This window comes from Lentimicrobiaceae bacterium, from assembly GCA_020636745.1.
Classification (GTDB): domain Bacteria; phylum Bacteroidota; class Bacteroidia; order Bacteroidales; family Lentimicrobiaceae; genus Lentimicrobium.
In genome coordinates this window covers 461,460-477,850 of record JACJXH010000002.1, presented here as the reverse complement: position 1 = coordinate 477,850, position 16,391 = coordinate 461,460, and the positions used below count along the sequence as shown (strand labels likewise).

Sequence of the window (16,391 nt, the reverse complement as noted above, 5' to 3'; positions counted from 1 at the left end):
TAAAACAAATAAAACAGGCTATTTTACCAGGCCAATCAGGGCCTTCAGCATTATTCCATCACCCTGGATGCCAAACCGGGTATGACTTTCTTAATCTGAACCACCGAATTTGGTCTAACATACAAAACTCCGCTAACTATTACAGTATCGTTTACCTGAAGCCCGTTTACAATTTCAACCACATCACTGTTTCTGATTCCAATCTCTACATTTTGAAAAACGGCTTTCCCACCTTTAACTATAACAACCTGATTTGACAATGCATCAGGAATAACAGCATTGGAAGGAACAACAATACCTGATTTTCTATCGTTTAACAACACTTTTACAAATGCACCTGCATTTAAGGTTCCTGTTTCGAGCCTGGCTCTGACTTTGATATTGCGGGTAGCGGTATTGATTTGAGGTTCAATGGCACTGATAGTAGCTTTCAGATTGGCTGCACCCCCATTGGCTCTGACACCAACAGTTCTGCCTGTTTTTAACAAATCAGCGTAAGCTTCAGGAACAGCAAAGTCTATTTTGACTTTATCGGTTTGTTGTAAAGTCCCTATGGCCACTGAAGGTGAAATATAAGCACCCTCGCTTACTAAACGAAGGCCCAGCCTTCCACTGAAAGGAGCTTTGATAACTGTTTTGTCAATTTGAGCCCTTAAAACGTTAATATTGGCGTTAATCAGATTTACCTGCGAAAGAGCTGCATCATACGTTGCCTGATCTACTCCTTTGGCAGAAAGTAATTGCCTGAGCCGTTCCTCGGTCTTCTCAGCCAGCTGAAGCTGAACTTTTTGCTGTTGAAGTTGCGCCTGAAGGTCAGCATCGTTAATTTTAGCAAGAACAGTCCCCTCCTTAACAAAAACGCCATCAGGAATATTGAGAAACGTAAGCCGGCCGCTAACTTCGGGATGAAGCTCAACCATTTCTTCTGAAAGGACAGTTCCGTTTACCTCAATATCACTATCAAATTCACCTTCTTCAGCAATTAAAACATCAACGGCTACAGGCGGCTTCTGTTTTTTTTCAGTAGTATCGCCTCCCTTAGTTGTACAAGAAGTTACTGCTATCAAAATAAAGGCAAATACGGTTAACAAGTTGAATTTCATATATTTGTTAAATTATCGTTTAAATTGCTTCTGAGCTTTGCAACAGTTTCAATTAACCCTGTTTTTTGAGAGTTGTTTAATCCATTTATACTTAATTCATTAAGCTCTTTGATTGCCTGCTTTATTTCAGGTAATGCCGAAATGGCCTTCCGGGTAAGACAAAGATTGAATTTACGCTTATCTTCTTCACTCTTTTTTCTGACTATATAGCCCTTTTCGGAAAGATAATGAACAACCCTTACAACACTAACCTTATCCATACCAAGCAGTAAGGATAGTTCCTGTTGTGAAATCCTGTTATTAAAACTTTCAATTAAAACCAAAGCATAGTAATGGCGGTCAATATCAAGATGAGCCAGTTTAGTTCTTAATAACCGCAGATAACCTTTGCCAAGCATGGAAAACACCCTGCCCCATGGTTGCTCTGCAGTAGCCTGCCTTTCATCACTCATTTGTTTTTTTTGCAAAAATAGTTTTTTATAACAATGGTTAACAATGTTAACTATTCATTCACAATTCTATTTCAAGAAATCTCCTATGGATTTTAAAAATTCATCTGGTAAAATGATAGAAACGGCTTTGCAGCAATGTCTCAAAAATCGAGCAGATTAACATCTGACACCGCAACAGTAAAAACCTTTCCCCCGCATATGCCTTCAGGTGAAAAAAAGAGAAAAGATACAGAAAAAGAAAATGAGCAATTGCCCGATGTTCAAACGCTAATCCACTTTAATAAGTCTGATGGTATGGGTTTCATTACCAGCTTTAACCTTGCAAAAATAGACCCCTTTTGCAAGCAATCCGGCATCAACAGATACTGAATAACTACCTGCAGTCTGAAATCCATTTTGAAGCAGTGCCAATCTTTTACCCACCATATCATACAGTTCAATATTCACCTGAGAAGCTTTTTGTAACTTATACACAATGCGTGAATTAAGGCTGAAAGGATTGGGATAAGCACTAAGATTCAGTAAAAGGTCATTATCGGTATTATCAGAAACACCAGTTATAACAGGAGTAATACGGCCGTAATAAACATCCTGTTCACTATTTAAAGTATTGGCCCATGCCAGGTGAGCACTGGAGTTATCAGAATACATATCGAAGTAATCTCCCATTTTTTGCTGGTTAGGCCATCCCAAATGAGGATCGAATGAATCTGAGAGCCGCTCATTTTCTGACCATGTTTCGCCTCCGTCGAGTGAAAAGGAATAATAAAGTGATGATAATAAGGGAGAAAAGGCAGGAGCATCACGGGTATCGAGCCAAACTACATCAATTCTGCCATTGGGAGCGACTGACATTGTACCAAACCATTGAGTATTGCTGGCAGACAGGTCATCATTAATTCTTACAGGGTCAGAAAAAGTAAGTCCTCCATCAATGCTTTTGGCAAACATAACATCACCAGGATCGTTATTAGTTAGTCGTTCAACTGAAACAAGAACATAAACATCTCCCTTTCCGGGTCCATCTGCCGGGTTTACAGCAATAGAAGCCTGCCCGAGCAATCCACCGGGGTTCACATCAGGTCCTGAAGCCATTTGGCCATCCATATCAACATAGGTATAATAATCCCAGGCCACAAAAGCATCGGGGTCATGAGCGTTCATACTTTTTACAACCACCAGTCCATCATTATAACCAGTGCCGACAATATACAGCTCACTTTCAGGACCAATGGCCAGGGTACCCCAGTAAGGATTTCCATCAACACTAACGCAATCTTCATAATAATCACCTCCATCGGTAGAGCGGGTAAAATTTCCCGGGTAACAATAACTGTAGTAAGATGTCCAGAAAGAATAAATATTTCCTTCGCCGGGTCCACCGGTTTTGTCTATTTCCATCCACTGTTTATCACCGCCCTGAGCAGGCACACCACCATCCCATGAATTTCCGCCATCATCGCTTCTGAATACCCTGCAAAAATACTCTCCATTACTTGATGTAAGACTATTATAATAAAAATTACCCTGATTATCAGCATCTAACACAGGGTCTGAACGAAACACGCCCTGATCAATGACACCGGGGAAAGTCCAGGATTCACCACCGTCAGTTGTAAAAGCCACACCGGCCTGCCTGAAATTATTCCCGACATTATCAAACTGCCGCCATCCTATAGCCATCCTGTCAGGATTTAAGGGATCAACCGCAATAGACGGTTCATTTGCCGCATCATTTAAAATATTATTCCCATTTTCATCAACATTGGCCTGAATTGTAAAAAAAACCGAACTCCGGCTTTTATATGCAGGAGATGTTTTTTTCAAGGAAGAAGGCATAGCAACATAGGCATCGTCCTGAACTTCGTTGTGCAAAGTCATTCTCTGGCTTTTGCTATTTATTTCACTTTGAGCATTTATGACCAAAGGAGAGGCCGATAAAAGAACAATAAATGCGCTAAACAATGCAAGGGATTTTTTCATAGCCGTGGATGATTTGAAAGCTTGAATCAAATAATTAACTCGTTTTACAAAGAAAGTACTTTTATAAATCGATTTCAAAATTAATGAAATAACAATCCGGCAATTAAGTTTTTATTTATTAAAAGTTGGAGTCCAAATACTTCAAGGCAAAAAAAAAGCTGCAGATAATGCAGCTTTTTGTAGGAATATCATTTCTGATTACTTCAGGCCTAATTTTTTCTTTACCAATGGCATAATATCATCAGCAGATTCAGTATAAAGCAGGAGGCCTTCAGTTGAATTGAAGATAAAGTTATAACCATTTTCTTTAGCCACATCCTTCACAGCAGTGCGGGCTTTGTCAATAATAGGCGCTGTAAGTTCAGCTTCTTTTGCCTGCAGGTCTTCCTGAGCAGTTTGCTGGAAATCCTGAATACGGCGCTGCAAATCAAGAATTTCTTTCTCTTTGGTTTGCTTAATTATATTTGACATGGTAGCCTGATTGCTCTGATAATCATTCAGCTTTGTTTCATATTCAGCCTGCATAGCCTGAAACTGACTTTGAAGTTGTTCCTGATAAGCGTTAAAAGCTGTTTTAATAGAATCCTGACCAGGCATCATTTCATAAAGCTGAGCAAAATTGATATGGCCTAATTTCTGGGTTTTCTGGGCACTTACCTGCATAGCAGAAACTGCAATCGCCAGGATAAGGAAGAATTTCAAAATGTTTTTCATTGTATTCGGTTAAGGGTTTAGGTTTATTTGCCGCGCAAATTTAGTAAAAAAACTTTATCTGCAAATGTTTGAAATCAAATGTATAAGCGTTCTCTATCCAAAGCTTATGCTTAGGTCAGAATTACTTTTTACTTCTATATCAAGAAATTGAAAAAGAAGTAAAAATCGGGTCAAATCCTGAAACTAATTATCAGCAAAGTGAGGTTACTTTCTGGTTTTATAAGAATACCCGAGTTTATCCAGCACTTCTTCGCTGATATCATACCTTGGATTAGAGTACATCATTGAAACACTGCCTGCTTTGTCGAAAATAACAGCATAATTGTCAGTTGTAGCAATAGATTCAATGGCATTGTAAATCTTTTCCTGAATGGGTTTAATTAACTCCTGACGACGTTTGAACAAATCGCCTTCTTTGCCAAACCTTTGTTTCTGTAAGTCTTTTGCAGCCTTTTCCTTTGCAATGATTTCGTCTTCACGTTTGCTTTTAATATCATCGGGAAGCAGCACAGCTTCAGCTTTAAAGCTTTTGTAAAGTTGGTCTATTTCGTTGAATTTAGCCTCTATTTCACTTTGCCATTGAATAGACAATTCATCTACTTCAGTTTTAGCATCAGCGTATTCCGGAATGTTTTCGAGAATAAACTCACTGTCAACGTAAGCAAATTTCTGCGCAAATGACGAAGCAGCTGTTGCAAATAAAATGGCGGCAATCATTAAAGTTTTCTTCATGGTATGTCCTCCCTGATTTTGGTTGAGGTTATTGATTTATGTGATAGTTCGTCGATTAATTAACAAAAAACCTGCCACAAATATTTGATACATAAAAACCTGTTTCCTTCTTTAGGTTTTGCAGGAACAAAGGCTTAATCTATACTTTGGTTAATTGAGAAATGGAATTGTCCCTTATTCGCAGTGGGTATCCCGGGCACATCATCAAAGCCATAACCCCAGTCAAGTCCAAGCAAGCCAAACATAGGAAGAAACACCCTTACTCCCACACCGGCAGAACGTTTTAGAGAGAATGGGTTAAAGTATTTAAACTCCTTCCAGGCATTACCAGCTTCAAGAAAGCCCATGACATAAATAGTTGCACTAGGATTGAGCGACAAAGGATACCTTAGCTCCAGCGTACTTTTGTTGTAGATAGTAGCACCTACATTTTTATTTTTATAGTAATCAGGTGTCAGGCTTTCATTGGCATAGCCTCTCATGCCAATGATTTCGCGGCCATCAAGATTATTGGCACCGGACAAGCCGTCACCTCCTAGGTAATACCTGTCGAAAGGAGTAATACCGATATCGTTGTTGTATTGACCCAGAAAGCCATATTTTACACGGGCACTTAGCACCAGGTTGCCAATAATCTGCCTGTAAAGCGAGGCGCTGAACTTCCATTTGTGGTACTCAATCCATTTGTATTTTTCCTGATCTTCAAGTGTTTTATAGTCTTTATTGCTAAATAAAGAATAAGGAGGAGTAACGTCAAGACTAAGTGACACTTCAGAACCGGAGCGCTGGAAGATAGGGCTGTCAATAGAATTACGGGCCAGGGTGATACCGTAACTGTAATTACGATAAACGCCATTCCCATTACCAAAAGCAAAGATGTTGCCGTAATTGCTCAGATTATACGTTTGCAGACTAACCCTTTGCATAAGGGTAAAGAAGTCATCGGGCCATTGTAAACGTTTGCCAAGCATAAATGAAAGCCCGTCAATTTTAAAGGCCTGATAGCTTTCATTTGATTTGGAGACTCCATTTGAGTACAAAGAGTGGTAATAACTCACGCTGAATGAGTTGGGCTTTTTGCCTCCAAGCCATGGTTCGGTAAAAGAAGCACTATAACTGATATATCCTTTGCCGTAAGATTGCATTCGAAGGCTTAACTTTTGTCCATCGCCGGATGGAATTGGACGCCAGGCACTACCCTGAAAAAGTTTGCGGGCTGAAAAATTATTAAATGATAACCCAAGCGTTCCTACTACTCTTCCGTAGCCCCATCCTCCTGAAAGTTCAATCTGATCACTGGATGTTTCTTCAACATTGTATTCAATATCAACAGTTCCTGCAGCAGGGTTAGGAATAGGGTTGGGAACGATTTTTTCGGGGTCGAAATATCTTAATTGAGCTAACTCACGGGTGGTACGAATAATATCAGAGCGGCTGAAGAGCTGACCGGGTCGTGTACGCAACTCACGCATAACCACATGGTCGTTAGTACGGGAGTTTCCTTTCACAATTACCTTGTTAATGGTGGCCTGTTTCCCTTCGCGGATGCGCATTTCGAGGTCAATAGTATCATTCTCCACCCTCACTTCAACCGGTACTACCTGAAAAAACAGATAACCATCATCAAGATAAAGTGTACTGATATCTATTTCATTAGGGTTATAATTAAGGTTTGCGTCGAGTTCGCTCTGGTTATAAACATCTCCTTTTTGGATTTTTAGTACTTCATTCAACTGAGCAGCAGAATATTTTGTATTTCCAACCCACTTGATATTACCAAAATAGTACCTGGGACCTTCGTCTACTTTAATATCAATATTGATGGTTTTTGCATCAACTTTATACACAGTGTCCTGTACAATGATTGCATCTCTATAGCCTTGTTCATTATATTTGGCAATAATGGATGCTTTATCTTCCTTAAAATCCTCCTGAATAAATTTAGAAGTTTTGAAAATTCTGAATTTAAAATTGTCCTGAACAACAGAAGTTGCAAAACCAGAAATGGTATCAAGGTTTAAAGTTGAAAAAGCCCGTGGTGATTTCAAAACAAGTTGATCAAGTGCATTAAATGGTTTGAAAACTGCTTTATCCTTGGTTTTTTTCATCGAACGCTTCAAAGAAGCGTCGGACAGGTTATGATTTCCGATAAAATTGATTTGGTCAATCCTCACTTTTGAGCCTTTGTCAACCAAAATCTGAAGGGTAACCTCATTAGATTTAGCAGAATCACGAGATTGTTCAATATTTACATCAGCACTTAAAAAGCCCTTACCGTTAAAGTGTTTTTTAATAATATTAGTAGTACGTATTATAACATTATCAGTAACCACATCTCCCTTTACCAATTTAATCTTCTCGCGCAAATCGTCAGCTTCAGATTTGCGAACGCCTTTAAAAGAGAATTTAGACAACCGGGGCCGTTCTTCAAGGTGAATATCAAGAAATATCAGGTCATCTTTTATGCTGGTTGCTGAGATGCGTACATCTTCAAAAAGGCCTTGCGACCAGAGCTTTTCAATTGCTTTTCTAATTTTGTCGCCAGGGACTTCAATTCTATCGGCCACTTGCAAGCCTGATAGCATAATCAGCACATTGTGGTCGAGATACTGCACACCACTCACAGTCACACCTCCAATGATATATTCTTTAGGGCTTGAATAGTCAATTTCACTCAAATCATCACCGAGTCGGATTTGGGCTTGCACCGTAACAGAGAAAAAGAGCAGAAATAAAGCAATTACGCGTTGGCTGAGTCTCATTTATTGGATTCTTATTTTATTTGTTCACTAATCATTCCGAAACGGCGTTCGCGGTTCTGGTAATCAATAATAGCTTCATACAGATCGTCTTTCCTGTAATCGGGCCATAGTTTAGGAGAGAAATAGAGTTCAGCATAGGCGATTTGCCAAAGCAAAAAATTGCTGATACGGTTTTCTCCACTGGTTCTGATAAGTAATTCGGGGTCTGGAATATCTTTTGTTTCAAGGTAGCTGGTAAATAAATCGGGGGTAACAGCCGATGAAATTAAATGGCCATTTTCAACATCAAGGGCAATTTTTCGGGCAGCTTCGGCAATTTCCCATCTTCCGCTGTAATTAAGAGCCAGAATCAGGTCCATACGCGTATTGTTACGGGTAAGTTCCATGGTTTCTTTAAGCTGAGCATAGCAACTATCCTGCAGATGACTTAAATCACCAATGGCCCTGAGTCTGATATTATTCTCCATAAGCGTTCCTAATTCGGCATTCAGTGTTTGCACAAGCAGATTCATAAGCGCATCTACTTCACATTTGGGCCTTTTCCAGTTTTCGGTTGAGAAGGCGTACATCGTCAGGTATTTAACGCCCAACTCTGCTGCAGCAGTAGAGGTTTGCCTTACCGATTCAACACCGTTCTGGTGGCCAAAGACCCTCATTTCCCCTCTGTTTTTCGCCCACCGGCCATTCCCATCCATAATGATAGCAATGTGTTGGGGTAAATTTGCCAGGTCTATTTTTTCCTTAAGATCCATTTGTCAGAATCACAAAACTAAATTAGGCTGTATTTCTATACCGCTGCATTAGTGCTTGTTAATAATTGTTAATCAGTTTAATAAAAAATGTTAAGACAACGCTGCTTGTCCAGATAATTAATTCTGAACGAAACACTTACTGCTGCTACCGAAAACCAGTCATTGTATTGGGAATCGCCTCGTTGCATGCCTGCTTTATGGCTTAATGTAGGGTCAGACAGCAACACCTCTTCAGGAGCTACATTGGGAGTGATTCCGGTTGCATCTATATAATAGGTTGTACTAACGTCATCAAGGTAATCGGTATAGGTTCTATGCATCGTCCAACTGAGCGAAAGCCCCATAAAACTATTGAGACTGTATTTAAACCCAATACCAAAAGGTATCGAAAACCCGAGTTTGCTGTATTGTTTCCGGTCGGGATACAAAGCAGTGCCCTGCCCTTCGGTGCCAGCGGTGCGCAATTCAATGAGCGATCCGTTAAGGTCGGCCTTGGGGTTGTAAAGAAAACCTGACACTCCGGCAAACATATACGGAGTGAAACTGTGATTCATACTTCCAATGAAATATTCCAGAAAGTTAAATTCGAAAGTTGCTGAAAAGTCGGTGATACTGCTCTGGAAGTTCAGATTTCTGTCAGGATGAACGTCAGAAATGGCATCATCGCCTTTGACCATTCCAAATGTAAAGGCGGTTTTAATGGCTAATCTTTCATTAAAATTGTGGCGCAGAAAACCACCAAAAGCAGGCTGAGTTAATAAAAACTGCTTGCCCGGGTTAAGATCGCCCAGATAATACATTCCACCGCCAGTAATACCTACTTCGCCATAACGCTGGGCGCTGGCAGTGAGGGTTATCAATATTAAAAACAATACACTTAATTTCTTCATACTTCAGTTGGCTCTCGGCTAAACGCCGGTATCCCTCATTGGTTTACCGGAAAATTATTAATCAGACAATTACCGGCCCTTAAGCACCTGATTTGGCATGCAAAAGTATAAAAAAAATTGAGCCGGAAAGTAATGATAAGATGATGTTGTTGATCAGTTGCGGATATCTTGCCCCCAAAGGAGTTTTTGCCTGATGGTTGTAAAGAAATTATCATTCCTGCGCTGCACCAGATTTACGCTGAATTTTTCTTTACGAACCAGCATTTCAGTATTTGAATCAATGGTTGACATTCTTGAATCAAGCCCAACCATATATTGAGATACACGACCCTCCACTCTGATTTTTATCACACTTTTGTCAGGAATAACGACAGGTCTTACAGTTAAATTGTGTGTAGCAATGGGCGTTATCACAAAATTTTCAGAGTCAGGTGTAATAATAGGCCCGTTACAACTGAGCGAATAGGCTGTAGAGCCAGTGGGCGTTGCAATTATTAAACCATCTGCCCAATAGGAATTAAGCAATACATCATTGATAAAAACATGAACCAGAATCATGGCTCCTGTTTCCTTTTTATTAATGGTAAGCTCATTCAAAGCATAATTGATTTCGCCAAAAATATGCTGAGGGGTTTCAACATGAATGAGCGATCTTTTGTCAAGAATATATTCGCCATTAATAATGGCATCAACCGCCTGGTTAATTTCATCTTTTGAAATACTTGAAAGAAATCCCATCCGGCCAAGATTAATCCCCATGACAGGGATGCCAGAGTCTCTGATGAGCGTAATGGCATCAAGTAATGTTCCGTCACCACCAATGGAGAACATGAAATCGGCCTGCCCCGGCAGTTGATGATAGCTTGTAAACAACCGGGGAGGTTTTGAGAAGATACATCTCTCTTTTACAAAATTGTAAAAAGATTCATAAATCATCAACTCAATACTGCTTGATTCCAGTTTTTCTATCAATTGTTGAAAATAAAAGAACCGGTTATCGGCAAAATTTTTTCCGAAAAGTGCAATTTTCATAGGCTTAGTTTTATCCGGAGAAACTTTACCGGCCTTCCTGATGCAAATGTACAACACAGGGCCGGTTTTAGGTCAGATGGCTGCCATAAAATGCACGAAAAGACCGGCTTCTCCTTTTGCATTAAACGAAACTTCCATCCTGAACACCTTATCATAATATGTTATAAAATCCAATCCTACACCTGTACCCGATTGTAATACACCCTGGAGATTATTTTTTTCCTTGTCGGTTTCAGGCCAGGCTTGCCCCAGATCAGTAAATGCGCTAAGATAAAGAGAATAGGGAATTGTATTAAATTTATCGGACTTTATCCAGCTTATAGTTTTTACAGAAGGTTTCAGCAAAGCGAACTTAATATTTGATTTCAGCAGCCAAAAATGCCGCCCTTCGGTTACATAATACTCATATCCGCGCACATAGTCGCGCCGGTAACCAAATGCACGGTTGAGATACCATGGAACCTCTCCGCCAGTTGTCATTTTCGCAGCAGCGCCTAACGCAATATACCAGCGAGGTGCAATTGAAAAATGAAACCGCAAAGTTGGCCTTATGGTAATAAAATCGGCATTATCGCCAGGCAATAATCCAAATCGGGATAATTCAGCATCGGCATACCAACCTTTAAGCGGATAGGCGCGCTGATCACGAAAATCTATTTTTAAATAATAGCTTAATGCGGTATATGCGGCTTTACTGCCCGTAGTTAAATTAAATTCAGGATTAAGAAACAGCAATAAATCATTTATGGTAAGTTGGTTATAACGTAGCTTCAGTGTATGGGCATAATGGATATCAGGCCTGTAATGCCCCAACAGTGCGACATCAATCTCCTTTAACATAAATTGATGGCCCCTGTAATACAAAAGCTTGTTATCTTCTGTGTCATAGGCTACTTCCCGCTGTCTTCCGGCTGAAAATGAAAATCCGGCTCCGATGGTTTTATTATGATTGATATAAGGAACATCATACAACAACGAAACCTGCTGCTGGTATCCCAGCTTCATGCGTACATGAAGTTTTTCGAGCCGGCCTCTGAAATTTTCCTGCTGAAAAAAAAGACCGTATGATAAACGGCTCAAATCGCCATTTTCAAGCCATGCATTAAAATTTCGGTCCGAAATTTCAAAAACAGGCCAAAGCCAGGTGTACCATCTTTCGGTAACATCAATGTGTACCATGATTTTTCCAGGCTCAGCTCCATCAGTAATTTCAAAATGCACGAAATGAAACAGAGGCTGATTTAACAAATTTGTTTTGGACTGCTCGATTGCTCTGTTCAGGTTATAGTCAACAATTGTATCACCTGTTTTAAATGTCAGTTCTCTTAGAATAATATAGGCGCGGGTTCTGGCATTTCCGCTTACCGCGATATCCTGAATTACATAAACCTGGGTAGAATCATTCGCAGCACACGCAATCAGTGTGAGTAATGACACAATACCAGTTAACAAAACATTGCGAAAAAACCTCATTCAGGAATATCAGATATCAAGAAATTTCATCAGGGAATCATATCGGTCTTTCAACGATTCATTCAGTTCATTTTCATAAAATGAAGCCTTGATATTGTAATTATAACGGTTAAAGGTTTGTATAACAGGTCCGATATCCATCCTGTTTATTTTAATCGTCACTTCCATTCTGGTAGAATCAGGCAAGGTCATAATATATAAGCTGAGAATACTTGAATCGTTTGACTCAACAATACGTGCAATTTCGCTCAGCGAATAATCCCTGATTCCCATTTCAAGAACAATAATGCCACCGGGATTATCTACGGCTGCCAATCTGGCAAAATACTTAACCAAACACTGAAGAGTAATAGACCCCAGATATTTCTGTTTTTCATCAATTACAGGGATAAGCGTAAGCTTTTGTTCAAAAACCTGATGGATAACATCATACACATGTTGATAATCATACACATATGGTTTCTGTAGTGAAAGCACATGATTACCCAAAGGCTCTTCATAACTATTCATCTCGTAAATATCTGATTCAGAAACCAGACCAAGAAAATCGTTATCATTCACAATCGGGAGATGCGACACTCTGAACTCCTCCATCCAGTTAAGCGCTATCAGCCCACTGTCAGAAGTCTTCAGAGGCATAATGGCATCACTGATGAGTTCTTTTGCCAACATAATTTAAGGGTTAAGGTAAATAAACATACAAAGTTAATTAAAATCTTCAGGCATATCAGATAACTGGAAGTGCAACCCGAATAATCAAACTAATCCCAAACAAATTTCCAGTTCCCGTCAGGCATGCGCTTCCAAACAGTATGAAAAAAGCCATGTTGTTCTATCAGATTGCCGGTTGAATCGGGCGAAAAATAAACAAAACGGCCATAGGTGTATGCCAAATCGCCTGACGATGCAACATCCACATAATCAGGCTCCCATAAAAGTTTGTCATTCGCCATATTTGCAGCTTCTAAATAAACCGCAATAGAGTCACGCCCTTTAATAAGCAAATTTCCTCTTTTCAGTACAGCATCGGGAGCAGCGTAAAAAATAAAAGCTTTATCAATACCACTATCAGCAGCCATTTTTGCAAAATTGTGCTCAACTTCAACAATCTGCTGCTTGACATCGGCCTCATCAGGCCCCGGAAACCGGCTTGTGCAGGAAAAGAACAATAAACCAGAGATGATAATCTGTATTTTTTTCATAAGGTCATTTAATGCAGCATGAAAACGAAGGAGGATTGTGCAATGGCCAAGCAGGTTAATTAATACCTTTGCAGGATAAAAATCTAATCCAATGACAAAATTAAGCGTAAATATAAACAAAATTGCAACTCTGCGAAATGCCAGGGGAGGCAATCTGCCTGATGTATTGAAGGCTGCGTTAGATTGCGAACGGTTTGGAGCTCAGGGAATAACCGTACATCCACGGCCTGACGAAAGACATATCAGATATAAAGATGCCATCGATCTAAAACCTATACTTTCAACAGAGTTTAATATTGAAGGAAATCCAGAAAAAGCGTTTATTGATCTAGTGCTGAGAATCAAGCCAGCACAGGTCACCCTGGTGCCCGATGCCGTTGATGCAATTACCTCCAATCATGGCTGGGATACTATTACATACCGTAATCACCTTACTGACATTGTAAGTACTTTTCAAAAGGAAGGCATCAGAACTTCTATATTTGTTGATCCCAACCCCAAAATGGCTGAAGCGGCAGCAGCTACCGGCACTAACCGCATTGAACTATATACCGAAGCTTATGCCAGCGAATATCACTCAGGGCGCGAAAAAGCCATAGCACCTTTTATTACAGCCGCCGAAGCCGCAACTAAATCAGGGCTCGGACTGAATGCAGGCCATGATCTTAACCTTGATAATCTAAGATATTTCGCTCAAAATATTCCGGGGTTACTTGAAGTCTCAATTGGGCATGCTTTAATTGCCGATGCACTTTATTTCGGATTGGAAACAACAATACAGTTATATTTACGGGAACTGAAACCCTGGCTTCCGCTATAATCAAAAGTTGTCAGGCTTTTTTAATGAGGGTTGAATTTACCAGATCACAAATGAAACAAGGAACCATTGGAGAGCTTCCTGATAACAATAGGATAATAAAACGAGTCTGAAAAATGAAACTTTTTCATCGTCACTTTGGGCAGGGGCAGCCACTAATTATTCTGCATGGAGTATTTGGCATTTCCGACAACTGGGTAACACTTGGGAAACGCTTGGCTGAGAAATTTTCGGTATATATTCCTGATTTACGAAATCATGGTCAATCGCCGCACAGCCCTACTTTTAATTACATGGCTATGGCAGATGATCTGCTTGAGTTCATTGAAGACCATAACCTCACCAATCCCATGATAATAGGCCACTCCATGGGAGGAAAAGTGGCCATGACTTTTACGCTTGAGCACCCCGAAATGGTAAACAAGCTCGTTGTGGTTGACATCAGCCCCAGAAAATACCCCGGCAGGAATGTACACTTCGACATGATAAGCGCCATGATGTCTGTAAACTTCGAAGCCGTAAGTACCAGAGAGGAAGTTGAGCAATTGCTTTTACAATCCATTCCCGACAAGCGCATCAGGCTTTTTGTGATGAAAAATCTTTACAGAAAAACCCGCCATTCACTCGATTGGAGGCTGAACCTGCCATCGATAAGTGCAAACATGGACTATGTTTTTGATGGCATTGAGAGTTCGGCAAAGTATACCGGTCCCACCTTGTTTATTAAAGGCGGCAACTCTGATTATATCAAAGACGAGGATACCGCTTTGATTCACAAAAACTTTCCAGAAGCATCTGTTCAAACCATTGCCGGAGCCTCTCACTGGGTGCACGCCGACGCCCCAGCCGAGCTTTGCCGGCTCTTCAGTATGTTTCTTGGAAAAGAATGCAACCTGGCGGAACCGGGATTACCGGCATAAAAAAACCAGCCTGACAATATAGGCTGGTTTCCATTCCTGTGATGAGAAGATTAATACCTTCTGATGCTTAGGCTTGATACTCCGGCATCAATTGAAATAAATATCTTATTACTGGCAGTGTCGAAATTGTCAGTTCTGAAGAGTCCGGAGCCCACTTTTTTAAATCCTTCAAAATTCCTGCTCGAGAGCACAGTTTCAGTGCGGAGTTCGGCGCCCGATCCCTCAGGAATATTCAAATTAATAGAAGAAGCCCCAGCAGAAATATCCACATTGGTTTTTTCGCTTAAGTCGCCAAGCTTAATATCAATTGAAGAAGCTCCTCCATCAATATTCATTTTACCAACTTTATAATCAGAAAGGTCGAATTTGATACTGGCAGCACCTATACTAAAGTCAAAATCCCATATTGGTTTCGTATTTAAGCTAAGTTTCACCCTGTTGCCATTGTTTTTAAACCGCACATGGGAATCATTGATAGTCAGGTTGATTTTTCTATAAGTACTATCATCATCAGATGTCATGCTGTAATTTCCAATGTTTCCTTTTTTGGTAAAAGTGAGCAATTTGTCAGCCGGGGCAGTTTCATTCAACCGAAAATCGCCGGCAGCCGCATCAAGGCTTAGCTCAACCCTTTGAATAGTTGAATCATAAGTTTGAAACAAATCCTGTTCAGCTGAGTTGTCGCTCCACTTATCATCATAGTCATCCATGCGGCCATGCCTTTCTTTGTCCCATCCGAAACTATAATAACCTGATTTATCATACTGACTAACTAAAAGTACAGCCAGCCCGATAAAAACAACTGAAAAAATCAGTTTCAAATAATCCTTAACAGGTATAAGTGAGATACCCCAAAGTATTAGAATTAAAGGCCAGAGCCTCCATATGGTGACCCAATCGAAGAAGATAAGTCCTACATTTTTCAGAATAAAAAGGATTCCGATGATGACCAGGACGACTCCCCAGAATATTTTACGATAGCTCATGATTTCTAAGATTTATGTTAAACATTACCATTACCTTCAGTATTTTCATCATTCAATCCGCTTTCCTTGCGGGGAAAATTATTGATGATGAGCACCACCCCAACTACAACGAGTAATAAAGGCCAGAAGTCGCCAAAATTGATGTTAGGGATAAACCTTTCGAAAAGAAAGAACGAGCCAATCAAAATCAGGACAAGCCCTCCAATCAAACTTCCTTCAAATTTCCGTTTCGGCGCATAATCCTGTTGACTGGCATAAACCGGTCTTCCTTTATCAAAACCTTCGTAGGTTTCGCCAACGCCAGTATCAACACCAGCATTTGAAGCCGGGGGAGTATTTGGTTGCGCAGTAAAATTACTGTAAGGACTTCCCAGGCTTTTTTCGGGAATTACAACCCACAAAATGATATAAAGTAAAACTCCGCCACCGCCAAATACGGCAAGCAATACAAATATAAGTCTTACAATCGTGGGATCCATTCCGAAGAAATCGGCAAGTCCGCCAGCCACCCCACCTATGACCCTTCCGTGAACGGAGCGGTACAGTCTGTTATCAGCCATAATAATTTTAGTG

The 16,391-nt window shown here is 40.2% G+C and carries 16 protein-coding genes; 2 read left to right on the top strand and 14 right to left on the bottom strand.

Features of this window, described 5'->3' with window-relative positions; all coding sequences use genetic code 11:
- Positions 1-50 precede the first annotated feature (50 nt).
- The 12 genes from H6541_04600 to H6541_04545 form a co-directional block, all read right to left on the bottom strand.
- Positions 51-1,103, bottom strand: a complete 1,053-nt coding sequence (locus H6541_04600; protein MCB9015053.1) for an efflux RND transporter periplasmic adaptor subunit — start codon at positions 1,101-1,103, stop codon at positions 51-53.
- Complete coding sequence (locus H6541_04595) at positions 1,100-1,555, bottom strand: MarR family transcriptional regulator (GenBank protein ID MCB9015052.1); 456 nt, start codon at positions 1,553-1,555, stop codon at positions 1,100-1,102. Before H6541_04595 ends, H6541_04600 begins: the two co-directional genes overlap by 4 nt.
- Before the next feature lie 267 nt (positions 1,556-1,822).
- Positions 1,823-3,538 carry a T9SS type A sorting domain-containing protein gene (locus tag H6541_04590; GenBank protein ID MCB9015051.1) on the bottom strand — a complete coding sequence of 572 codons (1,716 nt, stop codon included), beginning with the start codon at positions 3,536-3,538 and terminating at the stop codon, positions 1,823-1,825.
- Positions 3,539-3,736: 198 nt separating this feature from the next.
- Positions 3,737-4,252 carry an OmpH family outer membrane protein gene (locus tag H6541_04585; protein MCB9015050.1) on the bottom strand — a complete coding sequence of 172 codons (516 nt, stop codon included), beginning with the start codon at positions 4,250-4,252 and terminating at the stop codon, positions 3,737-3,739.
- Positions 4,253-4,456: 204 nt separating this feature from the next.
- The gene (locus tag H6541_04580; GenBank protein ID MCB9015049.1) at positions 4,457-4,984 is read right to left on the bottom strand and encodes an OmpH family outer membrane protein; all 528 of its coding nucleotides are present in this window, start codon (positions 4,982-4,984) and stop codon (positions 4,457-4,459) included.
- Positions 4,985-5,118: 134 nt separating this feature from the next.
- On the bottom strand, positions 5,119-7,746 hold the full coding sequence (locus tag H6541_04575) for a BamA/TamA family outer membrane protein (protein MCB9015048.1): 2,628 nt from the start codon (positions 7,744-7,746) through the stop codon (positions 5,119-5,121).
- An 11-nt stretch (positions 7,747-7,757) separates the two neighbouring features.
- Entirely contained in the window at positions 7,758-8,498 is a 741-nt protein-coding gene (locus tag H6541_04570; GenBank protein ID MCB9015047.1) for an isoprenyl transferase, read from the bottom strand.
- A 77-nt stretch (positions 8,499-8,575) separates the two neighbouring features.
- On the bottom strand, positions 8,576-9,388 hold the full coding sequence (locus tag H6541_04565) for an outer membrane beta-barrel protein (GenBank protein MCB9015046.1): 813 nt from the start codon (positions 9,386-9,388) through the stop codon (positions 8,576-8,578).
- 153 nt (positions 9,389-9,541) lie between these two features.
- Entirely contained in the window at positions 9,542-10,420 is an 879-nt protein-coding gene (locus H6541_04560; GenBank protein ID MCB9015045.1) for an NAD kinase, read from the bottom strand.
- A 72-nt stretch (positions 10,421-10,492) separates the two neighbouring features.
- Positions 10,493-11,857, bottom strand: a complete 1,365-nt coding sequence (locus tag H6541_04555) for a BamA/TamA family outer membrane protein (protein MCB9015044.1) — start codon at positions 11,855-11,857, stop codon at positions 10,493-10,495.
- A 45-nt stretch (positions 11,858-11,902) separates the two neighbouring features.
- On the bottom strand, positions 11,903-12,565 hold the full coding sequence (locus tag H6541_04550) for a CBS domain-containing protein (protein ID MCB9015043.1): 663 nt from the start codon (positions 12,563-12,565) through the stop codon (positions 11,903-11,905).
- 89 nt (positions 12,566-12,654) lie between these two features.
- A complete protein-coding gene (locus tag H6541_04545; protein ID MCB9015042.1) occupies positions 12,655-13,095 on the bottom strand; it encodes a hypothetical protein in 441 nt (146 codons plus the stop codon).
- 91 nt (positions 13,096-13,186) lie between these two features.
- On the opposite strand from H6541_04545, the gene H6541_04540 reads away from it, so the two are divergent.
- Together H6541_04540 and H6541_04535 are read left to right on the top strand one after the other, a co-directional pair.
- The gene (locus H6541_04540) at positions 13,187-13,915 is read left to right on the top strand and encodes a pyridoxine 5'-phosphate synthase (protein ID MCB9015041.1); all 729 of its coding nucleotides are present in this window, start codon (positions 13,187-13,189) and stop codon (positions 13,913-13,915) included.
- Positions 13,916-14,028: 113 nt separating this feature from the next.
- Positions 14,029-14,832: an alpha/beta fold hydrolase gene (locus tag H6541_04535; protein MCB9015040.1), complete on the top strand. Its 804-nt coding sequence runs from the start codon at positions 14,029-14,031 to the stop codon at positions 14,830-14,832.
- Positions 14,833-14,882: 50 nt separating this feature from the next.
- Here the strand turns inward: H6541_04535 and H6541_04530 are convergent, their stop codons facing one another.
- Both H6541_04530 and H6541_04525 read right to left on the bottom strand, forming a co-directional pair.
- Positions 14,883-15,818 carry a hypothetical protein gene (locus H6541_04530; protein MCB9015039.1) on the bottom strand — a complete coding sequence of 312 codons (936 nt, stop codon included), beginning with the start codon at positions 15,816-15,818 and terminating at the stop codon, positions 14,883-14,885.
- A gap of 17 nt (positions 15,819-15,835) precedes the next feature.
- Positions 15,836-16,378, bottom strand: a complete 543-nt coding sequence (locus H6541_04525) for a PspC domain-containing protein (protein ID MCB9015038.1) — start codon at positions 16,376-16,378, stop codon at positions 15,836-15,838.
- Between the last annotated feature and the right edge of the window lie 13 nt (positions 16,379-16,391).

What these genes read in the sequence shown, in the direction of transcription:
- H6541_04600 (MCB9015053.1), bottom strand. Translation starts at nt 1,103, where the DNA reads ATGAAATTCAACTTGTTAACCGTATTTGCCTTTATTTTGATAGCAGTA.
- H6541_04595 (MCB9015052.1), bottom strand. Translation starts at nt 1,555, where the DNA reads ATGAGTGATGAAAGGCAGGCTACTGCAGAGCAACCATGGGGCAGGGTG.
- H6541_04590 (MCB9015051.1), bottom strand. Translation starts at nt 3,538, where the DNA reads ATGAAAAAATCCCTTGCATTGTTTAGCGCATTTATTGTTCTTTTATCG.
- H6541_04585 (MCB9015050.1), bottom strand. Translation starts at nt 4,252, where the DNA reads ATGAAAAACATTTTGAAATTCTTCCTTATCCTGGCGATTGCAGTTTCT.
- H6541_04580 (MCB9015049.1), bottom strand. Translation starts at nt 4,984, where the DNA reads ATGAAGAAAACTTTAATGATTGCCGCCATTTTATTTGCAACAGCTGCT.
- H6541_04575 (MCB9015048.1), bottom strand. Translation starts at nt 7,746, where the DNA reads ATGAGACTCAGCCAACGCGTAATTGCTTTATTTCTGCTCTTTTTCTCT.
- H6541_04570 (MCB9015047.1), bottom strand. Translation starts at nt 8,498, where the DNA reads ATGGATCTTAAGGAAAAAATAGACCTGGCAAATTTACCCCAACACATT.
- H6541_04565 (MCB9015046.1), bottom strand. Translation starts at nt 9,388, where the DNA reads ATGAAGAAATTAAGTGTATTGTTTTTAATATTGATAACCCTCACTGCC.
- H6541_04560 (MCB9015045.1), bottom strand. Translation starts at nt 10,420, where the DNA reads ATGAAAATTGCACTTTTCGGAAAAAATTTTGCCGATAACCGGTTCTTT.
- H6541_04550 (MCB9015043.1), bottom strand. Translation starts at nt 12,565, where the DNA reads ATGTTGGCAAAAGAACTCATCAGTGATGCCATTATGCCTCTGAAGACT.
- H6541_04545 (MCB9015042.1), bottom strand. Translation starts at nt 13,095, where the DNA reads ATGAAAAAAATACAGATTATCATCTCTGGTTTATTGTTCTTTTCCTGC.
- H6541_04540 (MCB9015041.1), top strand. Translation starts at nt 13,187, where the DNA reads ATGACAAAATTAAGCGTAAATATAAACAAAATTGCAACTCTGCGAAAT.
- H6541_04535 (MCB9015040.1), top strand. Translation starts at nt 14,029, where the DNA reads ATGAAACTTTTTCATCGTCACTTTGGGCAGGGGCAGCCACTAATTATT.
- H6541_04530 (MCB9015039.1), bottom strand. Translation starts at nt 15,818, where the DNA reads ATGAGCTATCGTAAAATATTCTGGGGAGTCGTCCTGGTCATCATCGGA.
- H6541_04525 (MCB9015038.1), bottom strand. Translation starts at nt 16,378, where the DNA reads ATGGCTGATAACAGACTGTACCGCTCCGTTCACGGAAGGGTCATAGGT.